The organism is Saccharothrix sp. NRRL B-16348 (assembly GCF_001280085.1).
Classification (GTDB): Bacteria; Actinomycetota; Actinomycetes; order Mycobacteriales; family Pseudonocardiaceae; genus Actinosynnema.
The window spans coordinates 53,225-69,393 of the sequence record NZ_LGED01000136.1 but is presented as its reverse complement, the minus strand read 5'-3'; the positions used below and the strand labels follow the sequence as shown (position 1 = coordinate 69,393).

17 protein-coding genes are annotated in these 16,169 nt (G+C 70.1%); 16 read left to right on the top strand and 1 reads right to left on the bottom strand.

The window, feature by feature from the left end; translation table 11 throughout:
* Nucleotides 1-158: 158 nt before the first annotated feature.
* Both ADK67_RS52535 and ADK67_RS52530 read left to right on the top strand, forming a co-directional pair.
* Nucleotides 159-614: a hypothetical protein gene (locus tag ADK67_RS52535; protein ID WP_053716994.1), complete on the top strand. Its 456-nt coding sequence runs from the start codon at nt 159-161 to the stop codon at nt 612-614.
* Nucleotides 611-865 (top strand): L,D-transpeptidase, encoded by a 255-nt coding sequence (locus ADK67_RS52530; RefSeq protein ID WP_053716993.1) that lies wholly within the window; start codon nt 611-613, stop codon nt 863-865. Before ADK67_RS52535 ends, ADK67_RS52530 begins: the two co-directional genes overlap by 4 nt.
* A gap of 32 nt (nt 866-897) precedes the next feature.
* Here ADK67_RS52530 and ADK67_RS14715 read toward each other — a convergent pair whose 3' ends face one another.
* Nucleotides 898-1,374, bottom strand: a complete 477-nt coding sequence (locus tag ADK67_RS14715) for a hypothetical protein (protein WP_053716992.1) — start codon at nt 1,372-1,374, stop codon at nt 898-900.
* A gap of 1 nt (nt 1,375) precedes the next feature.
* On the opposite strand from ADK67_RS14715, the gene ADK67_RS14710 reads away from it, so the two are divergent.
* The 14 genes from ADK67_RS14710 (at nt 1,376) to ADK67_RS14645 (ending at nt 16,132) form a co-directional block, all read left to right on the top strand.
* Nucleotides 1,376-2,038, top strand: a complete 663-nt coding sequence (locus tag ADK67_RS14710) for a hypothetical protein (RefSeq protein WP_053716991.1) — start codon at nt 1,376-1,378, stop codon at nt 2,036-2,038.
* Between the two features lie 22 nt (nt 2,039-2,060).
* Complete coding sequence (locus tag ADK67_RS14705; protein ID WP_157620344.1) at nt 2,061-2,534, top strand: GNAT family N-acetyltransferase; 474 nt, start codon at nt 2,061-2,063, stop codon at nt 2,532-2,534.
* Between the two features lie 46 nt (nt 2,535-2,580).
* On the top strand, nt 2,581-3,369 hold the full coding sequence (locus tag ADK67_RS14700) for a GP88 family protein (RefSeq protein ID WP_053717053.1): 789 nt from the start codon (nt 2,581-2,583) through the stop codon (nt 3,367-3,369).
* Nucleotides 3,359-3,658, top strand: a complete 300-nt coding sequence (locus tag ADK67_RS14695) for a helix-turn-helix domain-containing protein (RefSeq protein ID WP_053716989.1) — start codon at nt 3,359-3,361, stop codon at nt 3,656-3,658. Before ADK67_RS14700 ends, ADK67_RS14695 begins: the two co-directional genes overlap by 11 nt.
* Nucleotides 3,659-4,519: 861 nt before the next feature.
* Nucleotides 4,520-5,461 carry a conjugal transfer protein gene (locus tag ADK67_RS14690; RefSeq protein WP_157620342.1) on the top strand — a complete coding sequence of 314 codons (942 nt, stop codon included), beginning with the start codon at nt 4,520-4,522 and terminating at the stop codon, nt 5,459-5,461.
* Nucleotides 5,462-5,472: 11 nt separating this feature from the next.
* On the top strand, nt 5,473-5,748 hold the full coding sequence (locus tag ADK67_RS14685) for a hypothetical protein (RefSeq protein WP_157620340.1): 276 nt from the start codon (nt 5,473-5,475) through the stop codon (nt 5,746-5,748).
* Entirely contained in the window at nt 5,745-6,167 is a 423-nt protein-coding gene (locus ADK67_RS14680) for a hypothetical protein (protein WP_053716986.1), read from the top strand. Before ADK67_RS14685 ends, ADK67_RS14680 begins: the two co-directional genes overlap by 4 nt.
* The gene (locus tag ADK67_RS14675; RefSeq protein WP_053716985.1) at nt 6,164-8,785 is read left to right on the top strand and encodes an ATP-binding protein; all 2,622 of its coding nucleotides are present in this window, start codon (nt 6,164-6,166) and stop codon (nt 8,783-8,785) included. The genes ADK67_RS14680 and ADK67_RS14675 overlap by 4 nt, the downstream gene beginning before the upstream one ends.
* Nucleotides 8,782-9,246 (top strand): hypothetical protein, encoded by a 465-nt coding sequence (locus ADK67_RS50855; protein WP_157620338.1) that lies wholly within the window; start codon nt 8,782-8,784, stop codon nt 9,244-9,246. Before ADK67_RS14675 ends, ADK67_RS50855 begins: the two co-directional genes overlap by 4 nt.
* Complete coding sequence (locus tag ADK67_RS14670; RefSeq protein WP_053716984.1) at nt 9,243-11,336, top strand: hypothetical protein; 2,094 nt, start codon at nt 9,243-9,245, stop codon at nt 11,334-11,336. Before ADK67_RS50855 ends, ADK67_RS14670 begins: the two co-directional genes overlap by 4 nt.
* A gap of 627 nt (nt 11,337-11,963) precedes the next feature.
* Nucleotides 11,964-12,398 carry a hypothetical protein gene (locus ADK67_RS50850; protein WP_157620336.1) on the top strand — a complete coding sequence of 145 codons (435 nt, stop codon included), beginning with the start codon at nt 11,964-11,966 and terminating at the stop codon, nt 12,396-12,398.
* A 4-nt stretch (nt 12,399-12,402) separates the two neighbouring features.
* Entirely contained in the window at nt 12,403-13,536 is a 1,134-nt protein-coding gene (locus ADK67_RS54630; RefSeq protein ID WP_053716981.1) for a C40 family peptidase, read from the top strand.
* Nucleotides 13,530-15,548 (top strand): type IV secretory system conjugative DNA transfer family protein, encoded by a 2,019-nt coding sequence (locus tag ADK67_RS14650; protein ID WP_053716980.1) that lies wholly within the window; start codon nt 13,530-13,532, stop codon nt 15,546-15,548. The genes ADK67_RS54630 and ADK67_RS14650 overlap by 7 nt, the downstream gene beginning before the upstream one ends.
* Nucleotides 15,545-16,132, top strand: coding sequence for a hypothetical protein (locus tag ADK67_RS14645; RefSeq protein ID WP_053716979.1), 588 nt, complete (start codon nt 15,545-15,547; stop codon nt 16,130-16,132). The genes ADK67_RS14650 and ADK67_RS14645 overlap by 4 nt, the downstream gene beginning before the upstream one ends.
* The last annotated feature ends 37 nt before the right edge of the window (nt 16,133-16,169 follow it).

Sequence of the window (16,169 nt, the reverse complement as noted above, 5' to 3'; positions counted from 1 at the left end):
GGCTCGCATTGTCCGCCTTGACCGTGGCCCTACTCGCTTTCACGTCCGCCGAGGACCGGGGCCAGGGGCAGCCCAGCCCCGGTTCCTCGGCGGGCCGCCAAGCGGAACCAGTCGCCGACGCAACGTCCGATCGACCGGTTTCGTCCCAACCCCGACCGATGTCCGACGAGCAGCTCGCTCTGCTTCCGCAGGCCGACACGTTCACCGAGATCCCTGATGCGCCGCGCGACCCGGAACCCAGGCAGATTCCGGACGGCACGGTCGCACACCCCACGCGCACGGTGGCGGCGTACACGACGCCGGGTGGTGACCCAGTCGCCGCGGTACCCAGCGCCCAGCCCATCGGCATCGAACCGGCGCGTGCCCAGGTCGACACCTGGCTGCCGGTCCTGGAGCGACGAACGGACTGGGTCATGGTCGCTCTGCCGTCGAGGCCCAACAACAGCGTGGCCTGGCTGCACCTGGGGTCCGGTATCACGCTCGCCGTGACGCCGTACCTGGTCACCGTCGACCGGGCGCACTACTCGCTGACGTTGCACCAGTACGGTCGCGAGGTCGGCCGGTGGGCATCGGTGCCGCGAACTCGGCCGCACCCCAAGGGCGCACGTTCGTGATCGCCGCGATCCGTGACCCCACCGCCACCTACGCCCCGGTGCTCCTGGCGCTTGGCGCGCACTCCGACACCTACACCACCTACGGCGGAGGACCCGGAACCATCGGCGTGCACGGCTGGCCCGATCCGGCCGTCTTCGGCGTCGCCAGCTCTGACGGCTGCATCCGGGTTCCCGCCGACGCACTGCACACCCTAACCACATCTCACGGTGGAAGCCCCATTCCTGCGGGCACGACCGTGTTGATCAGGTAGCCGGCAGAACGCCGCCGCCAGCCTGAAACCGTTTACTTGTAAGGAGATTCGATGACCCAGGGGTCTGTTCGCATCGCCTTGGCCGGGATGGCCGCCGGTGCGCTCATCGCAGGTACAGCAACCCTGTTGACCACGACCGGCGCGTCGGCCCAGGCGGCAGGGATCAGCGTCCCACCGTCGACAACGACGACCAAGCCCACGACCACCGTCAATCCGACGACGACGTCGCCGAAGCCGACGCGTACCACGCCCAAGCCCAGGCCGACCATCACGACGTCCCGCCCGACGGATACCTCATCGTCGTCGGCACCGAGCCCCACCAGCCCTCCGGTCGGCTCGACGACGACCAGCGCGGTCGTCGTCCCGGCGCCCGCACCGTCGGTCGTCGTCGCCCGGCACCCAGTCACCGGGTGAACCGAGTGCCTGATCTTCAGCGCGCGGTCCGCCCTCTCTTCCCAGGAGGGCGGGCCGCGTTCCCACCGATGCCGAACTTCAGGCAGGAGGAACACCGTGTCTCTCGTCGACATCGACACGCGCGTCAGTACCGGTCACGACGCCACCACGTTCGACACCGAGGGAACGGCCGCTGACGTTCCCGGGACCGGTGGCGAGGACCCGGGGCGCGATCTGGAAGACCGCGCTGTGCGGCTCAAGCGTTTGATCAACACAGCTCCCACCTACACCGCGGCCTTGTCCTGGTGGACCGGCTTCACCGTGCGCAGGACAGCACGTGTGCCCGACACGCGTCGTGAGGTGAACCCGCTGGAGGCCAAGCTGCTCGATGTCGCGCTCGGAACTCGCGTCACCGTGCGCGACGGCTTTCTGGTGCCCGCCACGGGTGATGCTGCCGTGCGTCTGGCTGCGGTGACGGCGCTGGTGTACGAGCCGGCGCTGGGCCTGGACATCGACGGGCAAGCCTTGCTGCGGCAGGGCAGCGTCCCGTTGGGCGAGCTGCTCGGCGCGGCGGTGCAGCGTGCCACCCAGTTCGCCGTCCGTGTCGATGGACCGCCGCACGCCGATGCCCCGGCGTTGTACTCGCAGGCACGTCTGCTCGTGGCGGGACGCCCTGTCGCTGTGGTGACCGAGACGACCTACTGGTGGCCGCTGCTGCGGCGGGCGCCCACCGCGGTGCCGCAGTACATCCAGGCTGCCCCGTGGACGTCGCGGCCATGACCACCCTCCACCGGAGCTGAGCATGATGCGCGTCGCACACCTGGTGACAGCGCCGTTGTTGGCTGCTGATGGGCGCAGCGTCGAGGCGATGCTGGACCGGTGCTCCGACCGCACCGTGCTGGACCGGTGCGGCGGAGGTTCGCCGGACGCCGCCCGCCTCTACCTGCGGTCGCTGCCCGACCGGTTCCGGCAGACCACCGTGGCCGGGTGGCATGGTCATCTGCTCGTCGGGGTCGCCACCGCGGTGCACGATGACGACGGCAGCGAGCTGGCGATCCTGGTCGAGGATGCCTGGCAGCGCCGAGGGGTCGGCACGGCGCTGATGAGCCGGTTGCTGGCCGACACCGCAGGGCGATTGGCCGTGCGTGCGCAGGTGCCCGTCACCAACACCGCAGCTCTTGCCCTGCTACGTCGCGTCGCCCCGACGGCGCGTCTCGGCGCGCCCGACGCGGGCGTGATCGAGGTCGAGTTCACCCACGCCCCCATGACCGCATGAGGAGCACGTCGTGGCAGTCGACCGGTCCAGGCGCACGCCCGAACGCATGATCACCCAGAACGCCTACCTCCGGCCGCACGGGATCTTCACCTTCTCCATCCCGGCGCTGGCGGGCAGGTTCGACGACGGAACCCCTTACGTCACCTGCCCGGCAGCCGGTGTCTGTGCGGCCGTGTGCTACGCCCGCACGGGCACGTTCCGCTTCCCGAAGGTGCTGGCCAAGCACCAGCGCAACCTTCTCAGGATCAAGAACGACCTTCCACAGTGGAAGGACGACATGCTCGCGGAACTCGCCGCACCGCGCCTGCGCGGAGGCAAGTACCTCAGGGTCCACGATGCCGGCGACTTCTTCTCCGACCTCTACTTGGCGGCCTGGCTGGACATCGCCCGCGCCACGCCAGATGTGACGTTCTACTCGTATACCAGGGAAGTAGCCAGGTTCAAGAGGTTGGTGGAGCCGGACCCGCCTGCGAACTGGCTGTGGATCTACTCCTACGGAGGGAAGGAAGACAACCTCATCGAACCGGGCGACCGGGTCGCCGACGTGTTTCCCAGCGAGGAAGCGATCACCACCGCGGGCCATCACTCCAACACCGCATCGGACCTGCTGGCGGTGCTCGGACCCTCACCGGTCGGCATGACCCAGAACAACCACCCGCACCTGCGTCGTCGCATCGGCGAGAGGACCTTCCGGGAGTGGCAGGCGCAGAGGTCGGCACAACGACCGAGCCCTGGCCGATTGGGGGCGCGACCCCACCGGCTACCCGACGCGCAGCCACGGCTACCTGCACATCCGGAACTCGACCCGACTGCGGAGCGCAGCGATGACCGGTGACCCGTCCGGGACGGCGCGACCCGCCTCCGCGCCCGCGACTCGTGGTCGCGACGCCTACCTGGAGCGCTGCCTGCGTGTGCTGGAGGCCATCGCTCCCCAACCCGCACCGTTGACCTTGGCCCGGATCAGCGAACTCGGCGACCTGCCGCTGAGCACGGTCCACCGTTTCGTCCGCGCCCTGGAGGACTGCGGCGCCGTGGAACGGGTGGGCCGCCGATACCGGATCGGCGGACGACTGGTCGCGATCACCGCTCACACCACATCCGAGCGGCTCGACCGAAGGAACTGACCGGCTTCCACGCGATTGCTTCGACGACTTCGCCGCCGCACGCTCATAGTGGACGGGGTGTGCGGGAGCCGACCGCCGGTTCCCGCACACCCCGCCTTTCGACACATGAAATGTGTCGCCAGCGCGAGCGGTCGATTACCCGTCTACGCCCCCACGGCTCGACGAGCAATCAACCGCCCGTATCCCCGACGGTGCGCATACCCGACCGCGCACCGGCTCCATCATGGCACGTCACGGGCTCCTCCGCATCGCATCGGAGTTGAGTCAGGCGGTTTTCATTCAGCGACAACCCTTTTCCCGATCTACGGGAAAAACTCTTTTCACGAGCGGGTGTGGAGTTATGGTGCCTGTATCGCGCCGCGCATCCAGGATTCTGGCGTAGTAGCGCCGCGATGTTCACAGGGGGTTTCATGTGCGCTTTCATCACGAGGCTGCCGGCCGCCCGGAGGGCGGATCATGGCCGGTGATCTGCTGTGGTGGTTGATGGCAGGGAAGAATCACCACGCTGTCCGCGTCCGCTGGAACGCGAAACGCATCGGGAAGTCCACTCGGGCGGACGGCACGGCGGTCGCCGCCGACGACAGGTCAGGACGTGCGGTCACCGGACGAATGGCACCGCCGGTGGACGCTCGACACCGGCAGCCCTCATGGACGGCCACGACACCCGGCCGCCCCGCACCAACCGGGCCAGTGCCAGTGCCCGGTGTCGCTCCACAGTGGGTGCCACCGTCGTCAGGGCCGTCCCCGACGCCGCCGGCCGACGCCGTGCCGGCACGACGCACGTCCTCGCAGCGGCAGACCGCCTTCGACGTGGTCGACGGTGTCCGCGAACCGTGGCGGACGCGGGCGCGGCGACTGGTCGTGCTGGCCGCGCTCACGGTGCTGACGGTCCTGGGCGCGGTCGATGTGACCGTCACCGTGGCGGAGTGGCTGCGTCCGTCGACGTCGACTTCCGGTGTTGCCGATGAGGTGCTCGATGGGGTCGCCGAGGGTGTGGCGGTGGACTACCTGTCGTGGGATGCCTGGGAACGGGGGCGTCGCGAGCAGGTGCTGCGACGGTGGGCGTTGCCGGGGCGGGAGGTCGACGGCTGGGACGGACACGGGCGTCAGTCCGCCGACAGCGCTACTGTGCTCGGCCGTGTAAGGCAAGGGGACGAGCAGGCCGTGGTGACCGTGCGGGCACGGGTTGTGCCGTACGCCCCGGACGAGGACCCGGAGTCGTCGGAACAGGCACCGACGCAATCACCCTCCGAGCAGTCCGGTTCTTCCTCGCCCACCGCCGGCTCCGGTATCCCGGCTGCGGAGCCCGCACCGACGGACCTTCCGGGTTGGCGGGCTTATCCGGCGCGTTGGTTGGTCGTTGCGGTGCCCCTCGCGGAGCACGACGGCCGCCTGCTGTTGACTGCGCCTCCGGCTCTGGTCGGTGAGCCCGGCACCGCGGCTCCCGATTCCACACCCCCAGGGCAGGCGGTGTCCGACGATCGGTTCACCCGCGACACCCGCGCGGCCGTGCAGAGCTTCATGGACGCCTTCGCCACCGGCGACCTGGACTTCGTCCGTGCCTCGCGCGCACGGATCGCCTCGCTCGAGGGTGCGGCGACGCTGGTCGAGCTGCGGCAGTGGCGTGGCATGCAGGCATCGCCGGGTGCACCGCCCGACCAGCGTATGGGTGTGGCGACGGTGGTGTGGCGCGTGGCCGAGAACGCCGGGCAGTTGACCTGCACCTACCGCTTGAGCCTGCACCGCCAGGACGACCGCTGGCTGTTGGCGGGCATCGACATCGACACCGGGAAAGCACCGTGATGAACACCGCGATGACCATTGTGAGAACACTGGAGCTGGCACAGACGCAACCGTTGCAACAGGTGAACCTGGACGGCATCAAGCAGGCGATCTTCACGTTGCTGGGTGTGCTGCTGATGATCGTGCTGGGCGTGCGGGCCTTCTGGTCCTACATGGAGGACAAGCCGGGCAGGATGATGGCGCAGATCCTGGGCGCCATGGCGTGCGGGGTGTTCATCTTCTTCCCGGACACCGCCGAGAACATCCTCAAGGGAGTCATCCAGTCGGTGTTCGGGGGCACGACATGAGGCTGCCCACCGACACCATCCACTTGAGACTCCAAACCCGCCAGTACGAGCTGTTCGGCCGCTCCCTGGGACGGGGCGTGGAGCGGCGGATCCTGCTGATCGGGACGGTCAGCGTCGGGCTGTGGTGGTCGGTACTTCTTGTGCTGGGCATGCCGATCCTGCACCGCCTGTCGCCACTGGTGTTTCTCGTTCCGCCGGTGGTGTTCGTGCTCTACGGCACGCGGCGCGACGACACCGGCCGGATGATGCTCGCCGCCTGGCGGGACTGGGCGCAGTTCCGGATGCAGCCTCGCAGGGCGGTGATCGGCAACCCGCTGCTGGACATCACCGGCCACCGGTCCCATCCGATTCGACTGCTGGTCACCACCCGCCTCGTCACCTCGACACCCGAGTCCGGAAAGGATGGTGGCGCAGCATGACGCGTAGAACACCACATGCGGCACGCCGCATCGCCGACCCGCCCGCCGCGCCACTGCTGATCCTGGACGGCATCGAGGTCACCGACGACGCGGTGTGGACCTGGGCGCAGATCCCCGACGGCTCCACGGAACTGATGGAGGACGGCGAGCTGGAGGCCGCGACCTGGGCCACGGCCGCCGCGATGCACACGCTGCTGCCGGTCGATGCCGACTACCACCTCAAGATCATGTGGACGCGCTACTCCGACGAGGACTACCGCGAAAGCTGGAAGTCCGCTTCCGGGGTCCGCGCGCCGGGTGCGGACTACTACATCGAGCTGGGCGCACACCGCATCGCCCGCAACAGCGACGTGGGGCACTTCCGCCGCCGCATCGTGCTGCTCGGCGTCCGCTGGCCGACCCGTGACACCGCCTCGCCCTGGGAACGACGTCGACGAACGGTCGCCGCCCAGCTGCGCTCCCGGGCCGGGATGCTGCGCGACGCCCACGACCGCGTCGAGGAACTGCGGCCCGCCGTGAAGCGGTGGTTCGGCCAAGTGCGCGACAGCCCTCTTCGCGGTGTCCCGGCGTCGGCCGTGACGATCGCCTGGGCCTATGCCCGTGAGCTTCGCCGCACCGCCGACCTCGCCCCGGTCGACGACGGCGAGCTGTCCGGCGCGCGGCTGGTGTCGCTGATGCACGGCGAGGTCGTCCCCAGCCCCGACGGCGGCTACGTGACCACGAGGGACGCCGCCACCGGCGCCACCCGGCACGTTGCGGTGCTGGTGCCCGCGGTCAACGGCTTCCCGGCCGACGAGCTGGAGATCCCCGGCGGGGAGTGGCTGGCGCTGTTGACCGAGCTGACTGACGTGGAAGCCTCGGTGCGCGGGGTCAACCATGGCCGCACCGGATCGCTGGCGCTGCTGCGCACTGGCCGCAAGTGGACCAGGTCGCAGTCGCTGGAGGCCGGTGAGGCGGGCACCGCACCGCCGGAGGAGGTCGACGAGGCCGAACTCGCGCTCGCCGAACGCGACCGGGAAGTGCGGCGGCGCATCGACGTGCTGGCTACCTCGCACCCGCGGTGGGTGGTGCATGCCGAGACCGTCGAGGAGCTGACCGACCGCATCGAGGCGCTGCGCCGCCGCTACACCGGCATCGTCGCCTTAGAGTTGGTGCCGAACATCCAAGACCTGCTGTGGAAGGAGCTGCTGCCGGGCGACTGGGTGCGTGTGCCAGAGTTCGGGCAGGTCCAGCCGATGCGAACCCTGGCAGGCTCGTGGTTTCACGGCGGCTCGGCGGTCGGCGACACCAGCGGTCCCTACATCGGCGGCAACCTGGGGGCGACGCCCGGACCGGTTCGGCTGCACCTGGTCTCTCGCACCGCTGACAACCGGCGGATGCCCACGACGATGTCGTTCACCGGCCGTTCCGGCTCGGGGAAGAGCACCGCGGTGATGCTGACGGTCCTCGCCGCGCTGGCCGAGGGCGCCTGGTGCCTGCTGGCCGACCCCAAAGGCGACCTGGCCGGCATCGTGGAGGTCGCCGACCGCGTCCTGGGTGTCCCGGTGCAGGTCGTCGACGTCACGGCGCCGGACGCGGCCGGGTCGATGGACCCGATGCGGTGGGCGCCCACCGCCGACGAGGCCCGCGCCCTCACGCTCGATGCCCTGATGGGCGTGCTCAGCGGCGACGACCGGCGAGGCACCGAGGCGGTGCTGGAAGCCGCGATCGACCGGGTCTTGGCCCGCCCCCGGGAGCTGTGGTCGGCCACTGCGGTGATCGGCGAACTCGTCGCCACCCCCGGCGACACTCAGGCCGCGCAAGCTGCACGGACGCTGGGCGAGATGCTGTCGGTGCGATCGCGGCAGTCCGACGTGCGTGCCGTGTTAGGCAGTCCGGCCGTCGATGCCGCTCCGATGCTGTCCGGCCGCGGGCTGGTCTACCTGCGGCTGGACGGTCTGGGCTTGCCGCAGCCCGGCAGCGTGGCGGAGCAGTGGACGGTGTCCCAGCGCTGCGCCATGACCACCTTCCGGACCTCCACGGCGTACGCGCTGATGCAGTCACGCCACGTGCGGGAACTGATCAAGCTCGTCGCGTTGACCGAGCTGCACCGCATCACCGCCTACCCGGAAGGCCGGTCGCTGGTGCAGTGGCTGGCCCGCACCGGGCGCGCGCTCAAGACCTACCTGCTGCTGGACTCCCAGTCTGCGGTCGAGATGGCGGCCATCGAGGGCCTGGTCGAGCAGTTGGTCATGAGCGCGGCGTTCGAGGCGCTGGGCCAGGAGGAACAGCGTGCCCAGGCTGTGCTGCTGCACCGGCCCGATGCGGGCCCTCGGTTGCGCCAGGCGCAGGGCATGTTGGGGCCGGGGGAGTGCGTGATGCGCGATCGGCACAACCGGCTCGGGCTGGTGGCCTTCGACCGGCTCACGGAGTGGATCGCTGACACCCTGTCCACCGACGCGGCTGAGGACTCCGCCGATCTCTACGCCTACGACACCGACGTCGACCAGAGCGAAGGCGAGTTTCCGGATGCTCACATGGTCACGGCGTCGGTTGACGCCGGGAAGCCCGACAACACGGCGGCAGAGGACGCGGTCGGTGAACAGCAGCAAGCCGATCACCGGGAGCGTGCTCGGTGATCGCCACCTCACCGCTGGAACCGTCAGCTGCCCAACGCCGCGCCGGCCTGATCGCGTCGGTGGTGTACGCAGCAGCACTGGCGAGCCTGACCGTCATCGCCGTGTCGTGGCCCGAACCGCTGCCCTCGGCAGACCCGGTTCCACTGGATCTCGGCGATCCGGTCTCGGTCGCACTGGCCTTTGCGCAAGGCCACCAGGCACTGGACCCGGACGCCTGCCGGCTCGCGGCACCACGGTGGCGTGCTCAGCTCGGCCACGAATTGCGCTGCCTACCCGCCGGTCACCGGCCGCGTCCGGAGGTTCGGGTGCTCGGGGAGAGCAGGTCCTCCGGGTCCGTGGTCGCCGTAGTCGAAGTCCGTGCGTACGACGACGCACCCCGGCACGTGACGATCGGCTTGGCGCTGGTTGACGACCGGTGGTTGGTCGACTCGATGGCACCTGCGCCCGTGGACGAGCCATGAGGGGACATGTCCTCGCCCGACTGGCCGACTTCCGGCGTGACACGGGCTCGCAGGCGCTGCTGGTGGTGAGGCTGGTGCGCGAACGCGCCCCGCGACCGCTGCGGTGGCTGTGGAACCGGCCCGAGCGGATGATGACCCTGGCCTGGCTGGTCGGGCTGCTCGTCGCCGGCCACGCGCGCAGCGCGGTGGCCGACGATGTGATCACCGGCCCGGACCTGGCCGGTGGCGGCCCGAAGACGCTGTTCGAGACGTACTCGTTCTACGACTACGCCATCACGGTCAAACCGGATGAGTCGGCGTCGGGCTGGCTGGATCTGGCATTGCCGGTGTACCAGATCATCGGCGTGATCACGCTGCTGCTGATGTGGCTCGTGCTCGGCCTGCTGGAGGGCGCGCTGACGCTGCTGGAGTGGCTGCTCAACCTCACCCTCTACGCCGAGTCCAGCAACAAGATCGACCAAGCAGTGAATATGGTCGCCTACCACGTGTTCTGGCCATTGATCATGGCTACCGTGGCGATCGGCACGGTCATGACCTACGCCCGATGGCGCGGTGAGGGCCGAGGCTTCGCCACCGATCTGGGCTGGGTCATGGCCACCGCCGCGACGGCCATGCTGTTCGCCTCGGGCCCGTCCACCGTGATGACCACCGTGGACGGGGTCCGGCAGCAGCTCGCCGACGGCGTGATCGCCGGATCGACCCAATTCGTGACCACCACGAACAACCCGACCGGATTTCCCACCCCGGCGATCGCCGACTCAAGTCCACACTCGGGAACCCGCCGACTGGTCGACAGCATGTGGTCCAACTTCGGCGCCACACCCTGGTGCCTGGCGCACTTCGGTTCCCTGGACGTGTGTGGCAAGGCCGGTCACCACGCGCTGGCCAATGACGACACGTGGAAGCGGTGGATGGAGATCCTCGACGACCAGGGCTCGGTCGAGGAGTTCGGTCCCTACGGCGACTACATCCGCGGCCAGGACCCGGCACGGCTTGGCATCGTGCTGCTGTTGGCGCTGTTGGTGATTCCCTTGGCATTGCTGTGGGTGCGCCTGATACTGGCGGGACTCAACGCCTCGGTGGGATTGCTGCTCACCTTGGTGGCGGGGCTGGTGTTCCTCACGTTGTGGCCGACACCCGGCTGGCCTCGTGCGACCGGCACCCGCTACGTGATCTACACGTTCGGCCGTGTCCTGCAAGCTCTGACCATCACCACGACGGTGTCAGGCGTGACCGTCACCTCCGCCGTCATCGTCGCCCTCGTCGGTCAGTACGGCTTCTTCATCGTCACGGTACTCAACATCGCCCTGATGATGTCTGCGGTGCAGATGCAGTCCTGGGTGGACTCGCTGACCGGCGGCGAAGGAGCCCGCACGATGGGCGTCGGTTCGGCGTTGATCGCGCGTTCGGTGGCGCGGACGGCGTTCAAGGCGTTCGGTGGCGTCGCTCGCGTCGCCGCCGGAGCAGCGCGAGTGGCCGGTGGCGCGGCGGTCGGCGGGGTCGGCCTGGCCGTCGCCGCGACCCGCATCGCGGGCAACCAGCTCAGATCGCCGGTGACCAAGGCGGCGGACATCGATCGCGGACCGGTGGAGGCGACCGCCACGCGCATCACCCCGTCCACGGACGTGCAGCTCTACGGGCCGGGGCCGGGCGGACGTCGGGCACGCCCGCACGGGACCGGTGCGACCACCTCGATTACTGCCGGACGTGCTCTGGCGGTGCGGGAAAAGCCTGTCCCTCGTCCCGATCCCGATGCACGCAGGGGTGCGACGTTCGACGCCGAGCAGGCCACCGCGGTCGGCCCGCGCCGTTGGATCGCTCCACCCGGCGGAACCGGCACCACGCAAGCAGTCGGTGACACGCGGCGGGTGTGGGTCGTTCCGCCCGGCGGGCGGGGACTCGCACCGCCGGACAAGACCCCGCCGCCCCCGGCCCGCAGCCGCCGTGGCGTCCACCGGATCACCACGGCACGAACACGACCCGCGCGGCGCGTGACGCGCTCGCCGGAGGAGGGCGGCTCGGATCCGGCGCCGCCGACCAGGCAGCGTCGCACACCCGGACAGCGGCGTGGCGACACCGAGTACGGCTGATCAACGAACGGAGAAGCACCGGTGACACGCTTTGACGCGCAACATGACGACTCCGAGCCCCACGAGGCCGCGATCCCCGCAGCCGAACAGCCCGATGGCGACGCGGACCGTCCGGCGCGGGTTGCGCGCGAGGTTAGCCGCGCGCTCTGGGGACGTGACCTGCTCGGTCCCTGGCCGGGTTGGTGGCCGTGGGGCGCGAAGGCCCGAGCCCGTGCACACCGACGTCGCGAGCTGCGCGAGGCCGGTGCGCAGCGCCGCGCCGAGCTGCACCACCAGTTCACCCGCAGTCATGACCGGGGCGTGGGCGACGTTCGTATGCCGTGGCGGCCCGTACCGATCCGCCGCAATATCGCGGCCGTCACCGGCGTGGTCGCCGTGGTCGCCGCGGTGGTGGGTCTGGCTTGGTCGATGGACGAACCGGGCGCACCGGACAGCGCGTCGGGTGAGCCTGGCGAATCGGCACCGACCCCCACCGGGGTCACGTCCATCACCTCGACATCGATGACGGTCCAGCCCTCCGCCGTCACGTCCTCGATGTCTCTGCCGGAACAACCACCCATCCCGCCTTCCGGGGTCGCACCGACAGTGGTCCAGCCACGGACCGCGACGGATCCGGCGACGATCGTCGTGGTAGCCGCTCCACAAGGGCCACCGGCCCTTCAGGAGCTGGCCGGTCCGGAGAGCGCGGCACGTGCGTGGCTGGCCCGGTGGTGCCCGTTCACCACCACCGGAGAGCGGTTCGGTGACGCCGAGCGGCGGGCCCGACCGGCGATGACCGCTGAGGCGTGGTCGCTGTTCGACCCCGCGGGCGACGACCGTGCCGCGCGCAGTTGGGAACAGGCCACCGCCGCCCGGGAGTCCGGGAACTGCTCCGCGCCTGTCGCCCAGATCGTGCCCAGCGCGCCCCGAACCTCGGAGCGGGTCGTGGTGCGAGTGACTTCCCACCGGGTTGTCACCACCGCTGCCGGCACCCGGTACGTCGAGTCGGTCTCCTCCACCCGGGTCATGCTGCGGCAGGGCGACGGCACCTGGCGGGTCGACCTGGCCGCCGTGGGCGGCTGAACCGATGGTCAAAGGCATCCTCGGTGGCGCAGCCGCGCTGTTCAGCGTGCTGCTGCTGGTCGCGCTGTTCAGCACCGGCGCGCAGGAGGCGACGGCGACCCCACCACGTGGCGGCTGCACGGTCACCGCCCCACTAGCCGACCAACCGGCCGGGCAGGCAACCGCTACCGGTGGGCAGGTGCAGGCCACCCTGAACGCCAGCCAGATGGCGGTCGCCCGCACCATCGTTGCCGTCGGCAAGGGACTCGGCATCACCCGGCGCGGCACCGCGATCGCACTGGCCACGGCCATGCAGGAATCCACCCTGAACCCCGACGCGGTCAGCGGACGCAGCCTCGGGTTGTTCCAGCAGCAGGGCGAGCTGTACGCGAACGTCAACCGGACCGACCCGGCCGACACCTCCGGCGCGTTCTACGAGCAACTGCTGGCACGCGTCCCCCACTACAACGACCCGACCGTCGCGCTGGCCGACGCGGCGCAGACCGTGCAGGCATCCGGCGCCGGAGCCTTCTGGTACGCCCGCTGGGACTGGTGGGCCACCGCGCTGGCCGCCCAGCTCTACGACGGAGCCTCTGCCCAAGGCGGCACCGGCGGCATCGTCTGCGCGCCGGGTGGTGGTTCGGGACCGATCCGCATCATGGTCAGCGGCAACACCATCACCCTGCCCGCGGAAGCCGGGATCCTCGGCACGCTCGCCCTGCCCGACGAACGAGTCACCACGGTGGTGGCCTCGGCGTTGAGCTACCTGGGCACCCGCTACTCGTGGGGTGGCGGCAACGCCAGCGGCCCCACCGTCGGCATCCGCGACGGCGGCGTCGCCGACGCCCACGGCGACTTCGAGAACGTCGGCTTCGACTGCTCCGGCCTGATGGTCTACGCCTTCGCCCAGATCGGCGTCACCCTGCCACGGGTTTCCCAGCATCAGCAGCAGTTCGGCCGCTCACTGCCCTGGGAGCAGGCGCAACCCGGGGACATGTTGTTCTGGGGGCGTCCGGCCACTCACGTGGCGCTCTACCTGGGCACGCTCAACGGTGTCCACTACATGGTCGAGGCACCCCAGAGCGGCGACGTCGTCAAAGTCAGCCTGGTGCGCACCCGCGTCGCGGGGTTCGACTCGTCGGTGGTGCGCGCATGGTGATCCCCGGAAGGCACCGCACCACGCTGGAACAACGCCGGCGCCGCGCGGCCGGTCTGCTGCTCGCCCTGGCCGGCGCGATCACGGCCGTGTGGCTGGGCGCAGCGCTGCTCGCCCTGGTCGACGAGCAAGGCTGGCACCCACCCCGGCTCCAGCTGCACTCGCCGACCGGCGGTGACGGCGGGCTGCTCGGCCTGCCGACCTACCGGCCCCCGTCCTCAACCACCATCCCCGACCAGGCTGCGCCATCGACGACGAGCATCCCGATTCCGGAACCGACCGCGTCTCCAGACGCCAAAGGATCGCGGTGGCCGGTGACCGTCCAGTGGCCGGTGCGCCCGCTGTGGGCGTTCATGGCCGCCCTGCCGCTGTGGGCGGCGTGGCTCGCGTTCGTGGTCGCACCCGTGGCCGGATACCGTCACGAAGGACTGGCCAGCACCCGCGAGGTGCGACGCACACTCGGCCGCTGGCAGGCCCGCCGCAAAGGCCGCGTGACCTGGCCTCGAAGCCGATGGTGGACTCGCCTGACCATGCCCACCGCCGCGTTCGGCTACCGACTGGGTCGACCCCTGCGTCCGTGGGCGCCGTGGGTGCCGTTGTGGGCGCACTTCGAGCACAACATCCGCATCCTCGGCCGCACCGGCTGGGGCAAAACCCTGCGCCTGCTGATCCCGATCATCCGCGACCTGCCCGGCGCGGCGATGGTGCTCAGCATCGAACCCGCCGTGTTCACCCACACCGTGCTGGCCCGCCGCGACCGCCCCTCACGCCCCGTGCGGGCACCGCTGCGATGGCTTCCGGGCCACGGCCGGATGCGCGAGTACCCGGTCGCAGCGGTGGACTTCTCCGACCCGGCCCACCGGTTCACCGCCGGATTCCCGCAGGTGCGGTGGAACCCCATCGAAGGATGCGCCGACTTCGCCGTGGCCACCCGCCGTGCCCACGCCTTGGTCGCCGGCTCCGACACCGCAGGCACCCAACGACGCGGCAGCGACGACGACACCTTCTTCCGCAACTCCGCCAGCGAGGTCCTGGCCGCCTGGCTGTACGCGGCGGCGCTGGGCGGCTACGGCCTCGACGAGATCACCCAGTGGCTGTCCGACACCCAGCACACGACCCCGCGCCGTGTGCTGGCCGAGCACCCGCACGCCGACCGTACCGCCCTGCTCGCGCTGACCACCCACCTGAGCACCCGCTCCGACCGCACCACCTCCGGCGTCGAGCGCTACCTCGCCCTGACCATCAACGCCCTGATCAGCAGCGAAGGCCGGGCGTTCTGCGACGTCGACCCGGACCAATCGTTCGACATGGTCGGGCTCGTCCGCGAGGGCGGCACCGTCTACGTGCTGGCCGATCCTGACCGTGTGCACCGGGTGCGGCCCTTGCTGTCGCTGTTCACTGCGGAAATGTTCATCGCCGCCCGCACTGCGGCATTCAGCCATCGTGGGGGCAGGCTGCCCGTGCCGTTCGTCGCGGTCCTCGACGAGTTGCGGCACAGCGTCGTGGTGCCCAACCTGCCCTACGTCGGGAACACCATGCGCAAGCACGGCATCCACTACCTGTACTCGGTGCAGAGCAGCAGCCAGGAAGACGAACTCTACGGCGCCCAAGCCGACGGTCTGCGGGCCTCGGCCAGCGTCACGGTGGTCGGCGGGCTGGACATGACCGTTGCACCCGAGCTGACCGCCCGAGCGGGCAACGTGGCGCTCGCCGAACGAACCCGCGCACGAGGCACCGACCAGGTCAGCCGCGTGGACAGCCTGCCGGTGTCGGAACAACAGCGCCTATCCGATGGTCGCGCGGTATTAGCCCCACGCGGGGCAGGGCTGTTCGTGGCCTCCGTACCCACGATCTACCAACGCCGCCGGCGGCGCCACCGCATCCGGCGCGAGGTCGCCGCAGTCGACGCGGTCGTGCACGAAGCGAACAGCCGCGAACACAGCCGCCGTCGCGGAGCCGCGGCGGCGGCCGACCTGCGAGCCACCTTCACCCGTCCCGGAGGCGTCCAACCGTGACCGACCAACCGATCGATCCCGCCTCGACGGTCACCGAACCGTCCGCTGAGCACGACGTGGCGATGCTGCTGGCGCTCTTGGAGGCCGAACCCGCCGCGATTCGGCGCACCCCGTGGACGTGGGCCGCGCTGTCGGAGAAGGAAGCCGCAGCGCTGCGACGGACAGTGCGGCGGTGGGTGGCCGACTACAACGCCGTCCACGCGGTGACCAGCCGCGAACTCATCCCCGACTGCTGGGAACTGCACCCCGGCCTCGCACACGACCTCGCCGTCATGATGTGGGTCTACTACGACAGCCACCACGACCGTCGAAGCACACCGCTGATGGCTGGCGACTACCACCTGCGCTACCTGCCCGGCTTCCGATCGCGGCTGAACCATCTGCTGGGTAGCGACCCTGCCAGCTGCCGCGCGGGCGCGCATCCCGCCTCTTGGCGCACCACCCCTGGCGAGACCCGTCACCTAGTCGATCACCATCAGCCTGTGGATGCCGACGAGGGAAGCACTGCGTTGCACTTCTCATTCGGCTTCACCGCCGACCACGGATTGATCAATGCGGAGTTGCCTTCACCAGACATCCGGTGAGCTGTTGACCGCTGACCGGACCGTCGAGCACAGGGCA

Bases quoted from the DNA above. Each gene is read 5' to 3' on its own strand.
- ADK67_RS54630 (WP_053716981.1), top strand. From the start codon at position 12,403: ATGGTCAAAGGCATCCTCGGTGGCGCAGCCGCGCTGTTCAGCGTGCTG.
- ADK67_RS14650 (WP_053716980.1), top strand. From the start codon at position 13,530: ATGGTGATCCCCGGAAGGCACCGCACCACGCTGGAACAACGCCGGCGC.
- ADK67_RS14695 (WP_053716989.1), top strand. From the start codon at position 3,359: ATGACCGGTGACCCGTCCGGGACGGCGCGACCCGCCTCCGCGCCCGCG.
- ADK67_RS14675 (WP_053716985.1), top strand. From the start codon at position 6,164: ATGACGCGTAGAACACCACATGCGGCACGCCGCATCGCCGACCCGCCC.
- ADK67_RS14705 (WP_157620344.1), top strand. From the start codon at position 2,061: ATGATGCGCGTCGCACACCTGGTGACAGCGCCGTTGTTGGCTGCTGAT.
- ADK67_RS14685 (WP_157620340.1), top strand. From the start codon at position 5,473: ATGACCATTGTGAGAACACTGGAGCTGGCACAGACGCAACCGTTGCAA.
- ADK67_RS14700 (WP_053717053.1), top strand. From the start codon at position 2,581: ATGATCACCCAGAACGCCTACCTCCGGCCGCACGGGATCTTCACCTTC.
- ADK67_RS52535 (WP_053716994.1), top strand. From the start codon at position 159: ATGTCCGACGAGCAGCTCGCTCTGCTTCCGCAGGCCGACACGTTCACC.
- ADK67_RS14680 (WP_053716986.1), top strand. From the start codon at position 5,745: ATGAGGCTGCCCACCGACACCATCCACTTGAGACTCCAAACCCGCCAG.
- ADK67_RS14670 (WP_053716984.1), top strand. From the start codon at position 9,243: ATGAGGGGACATGTCCTCGCCCGACTGGCCGACTTCCGGCGTGACACG.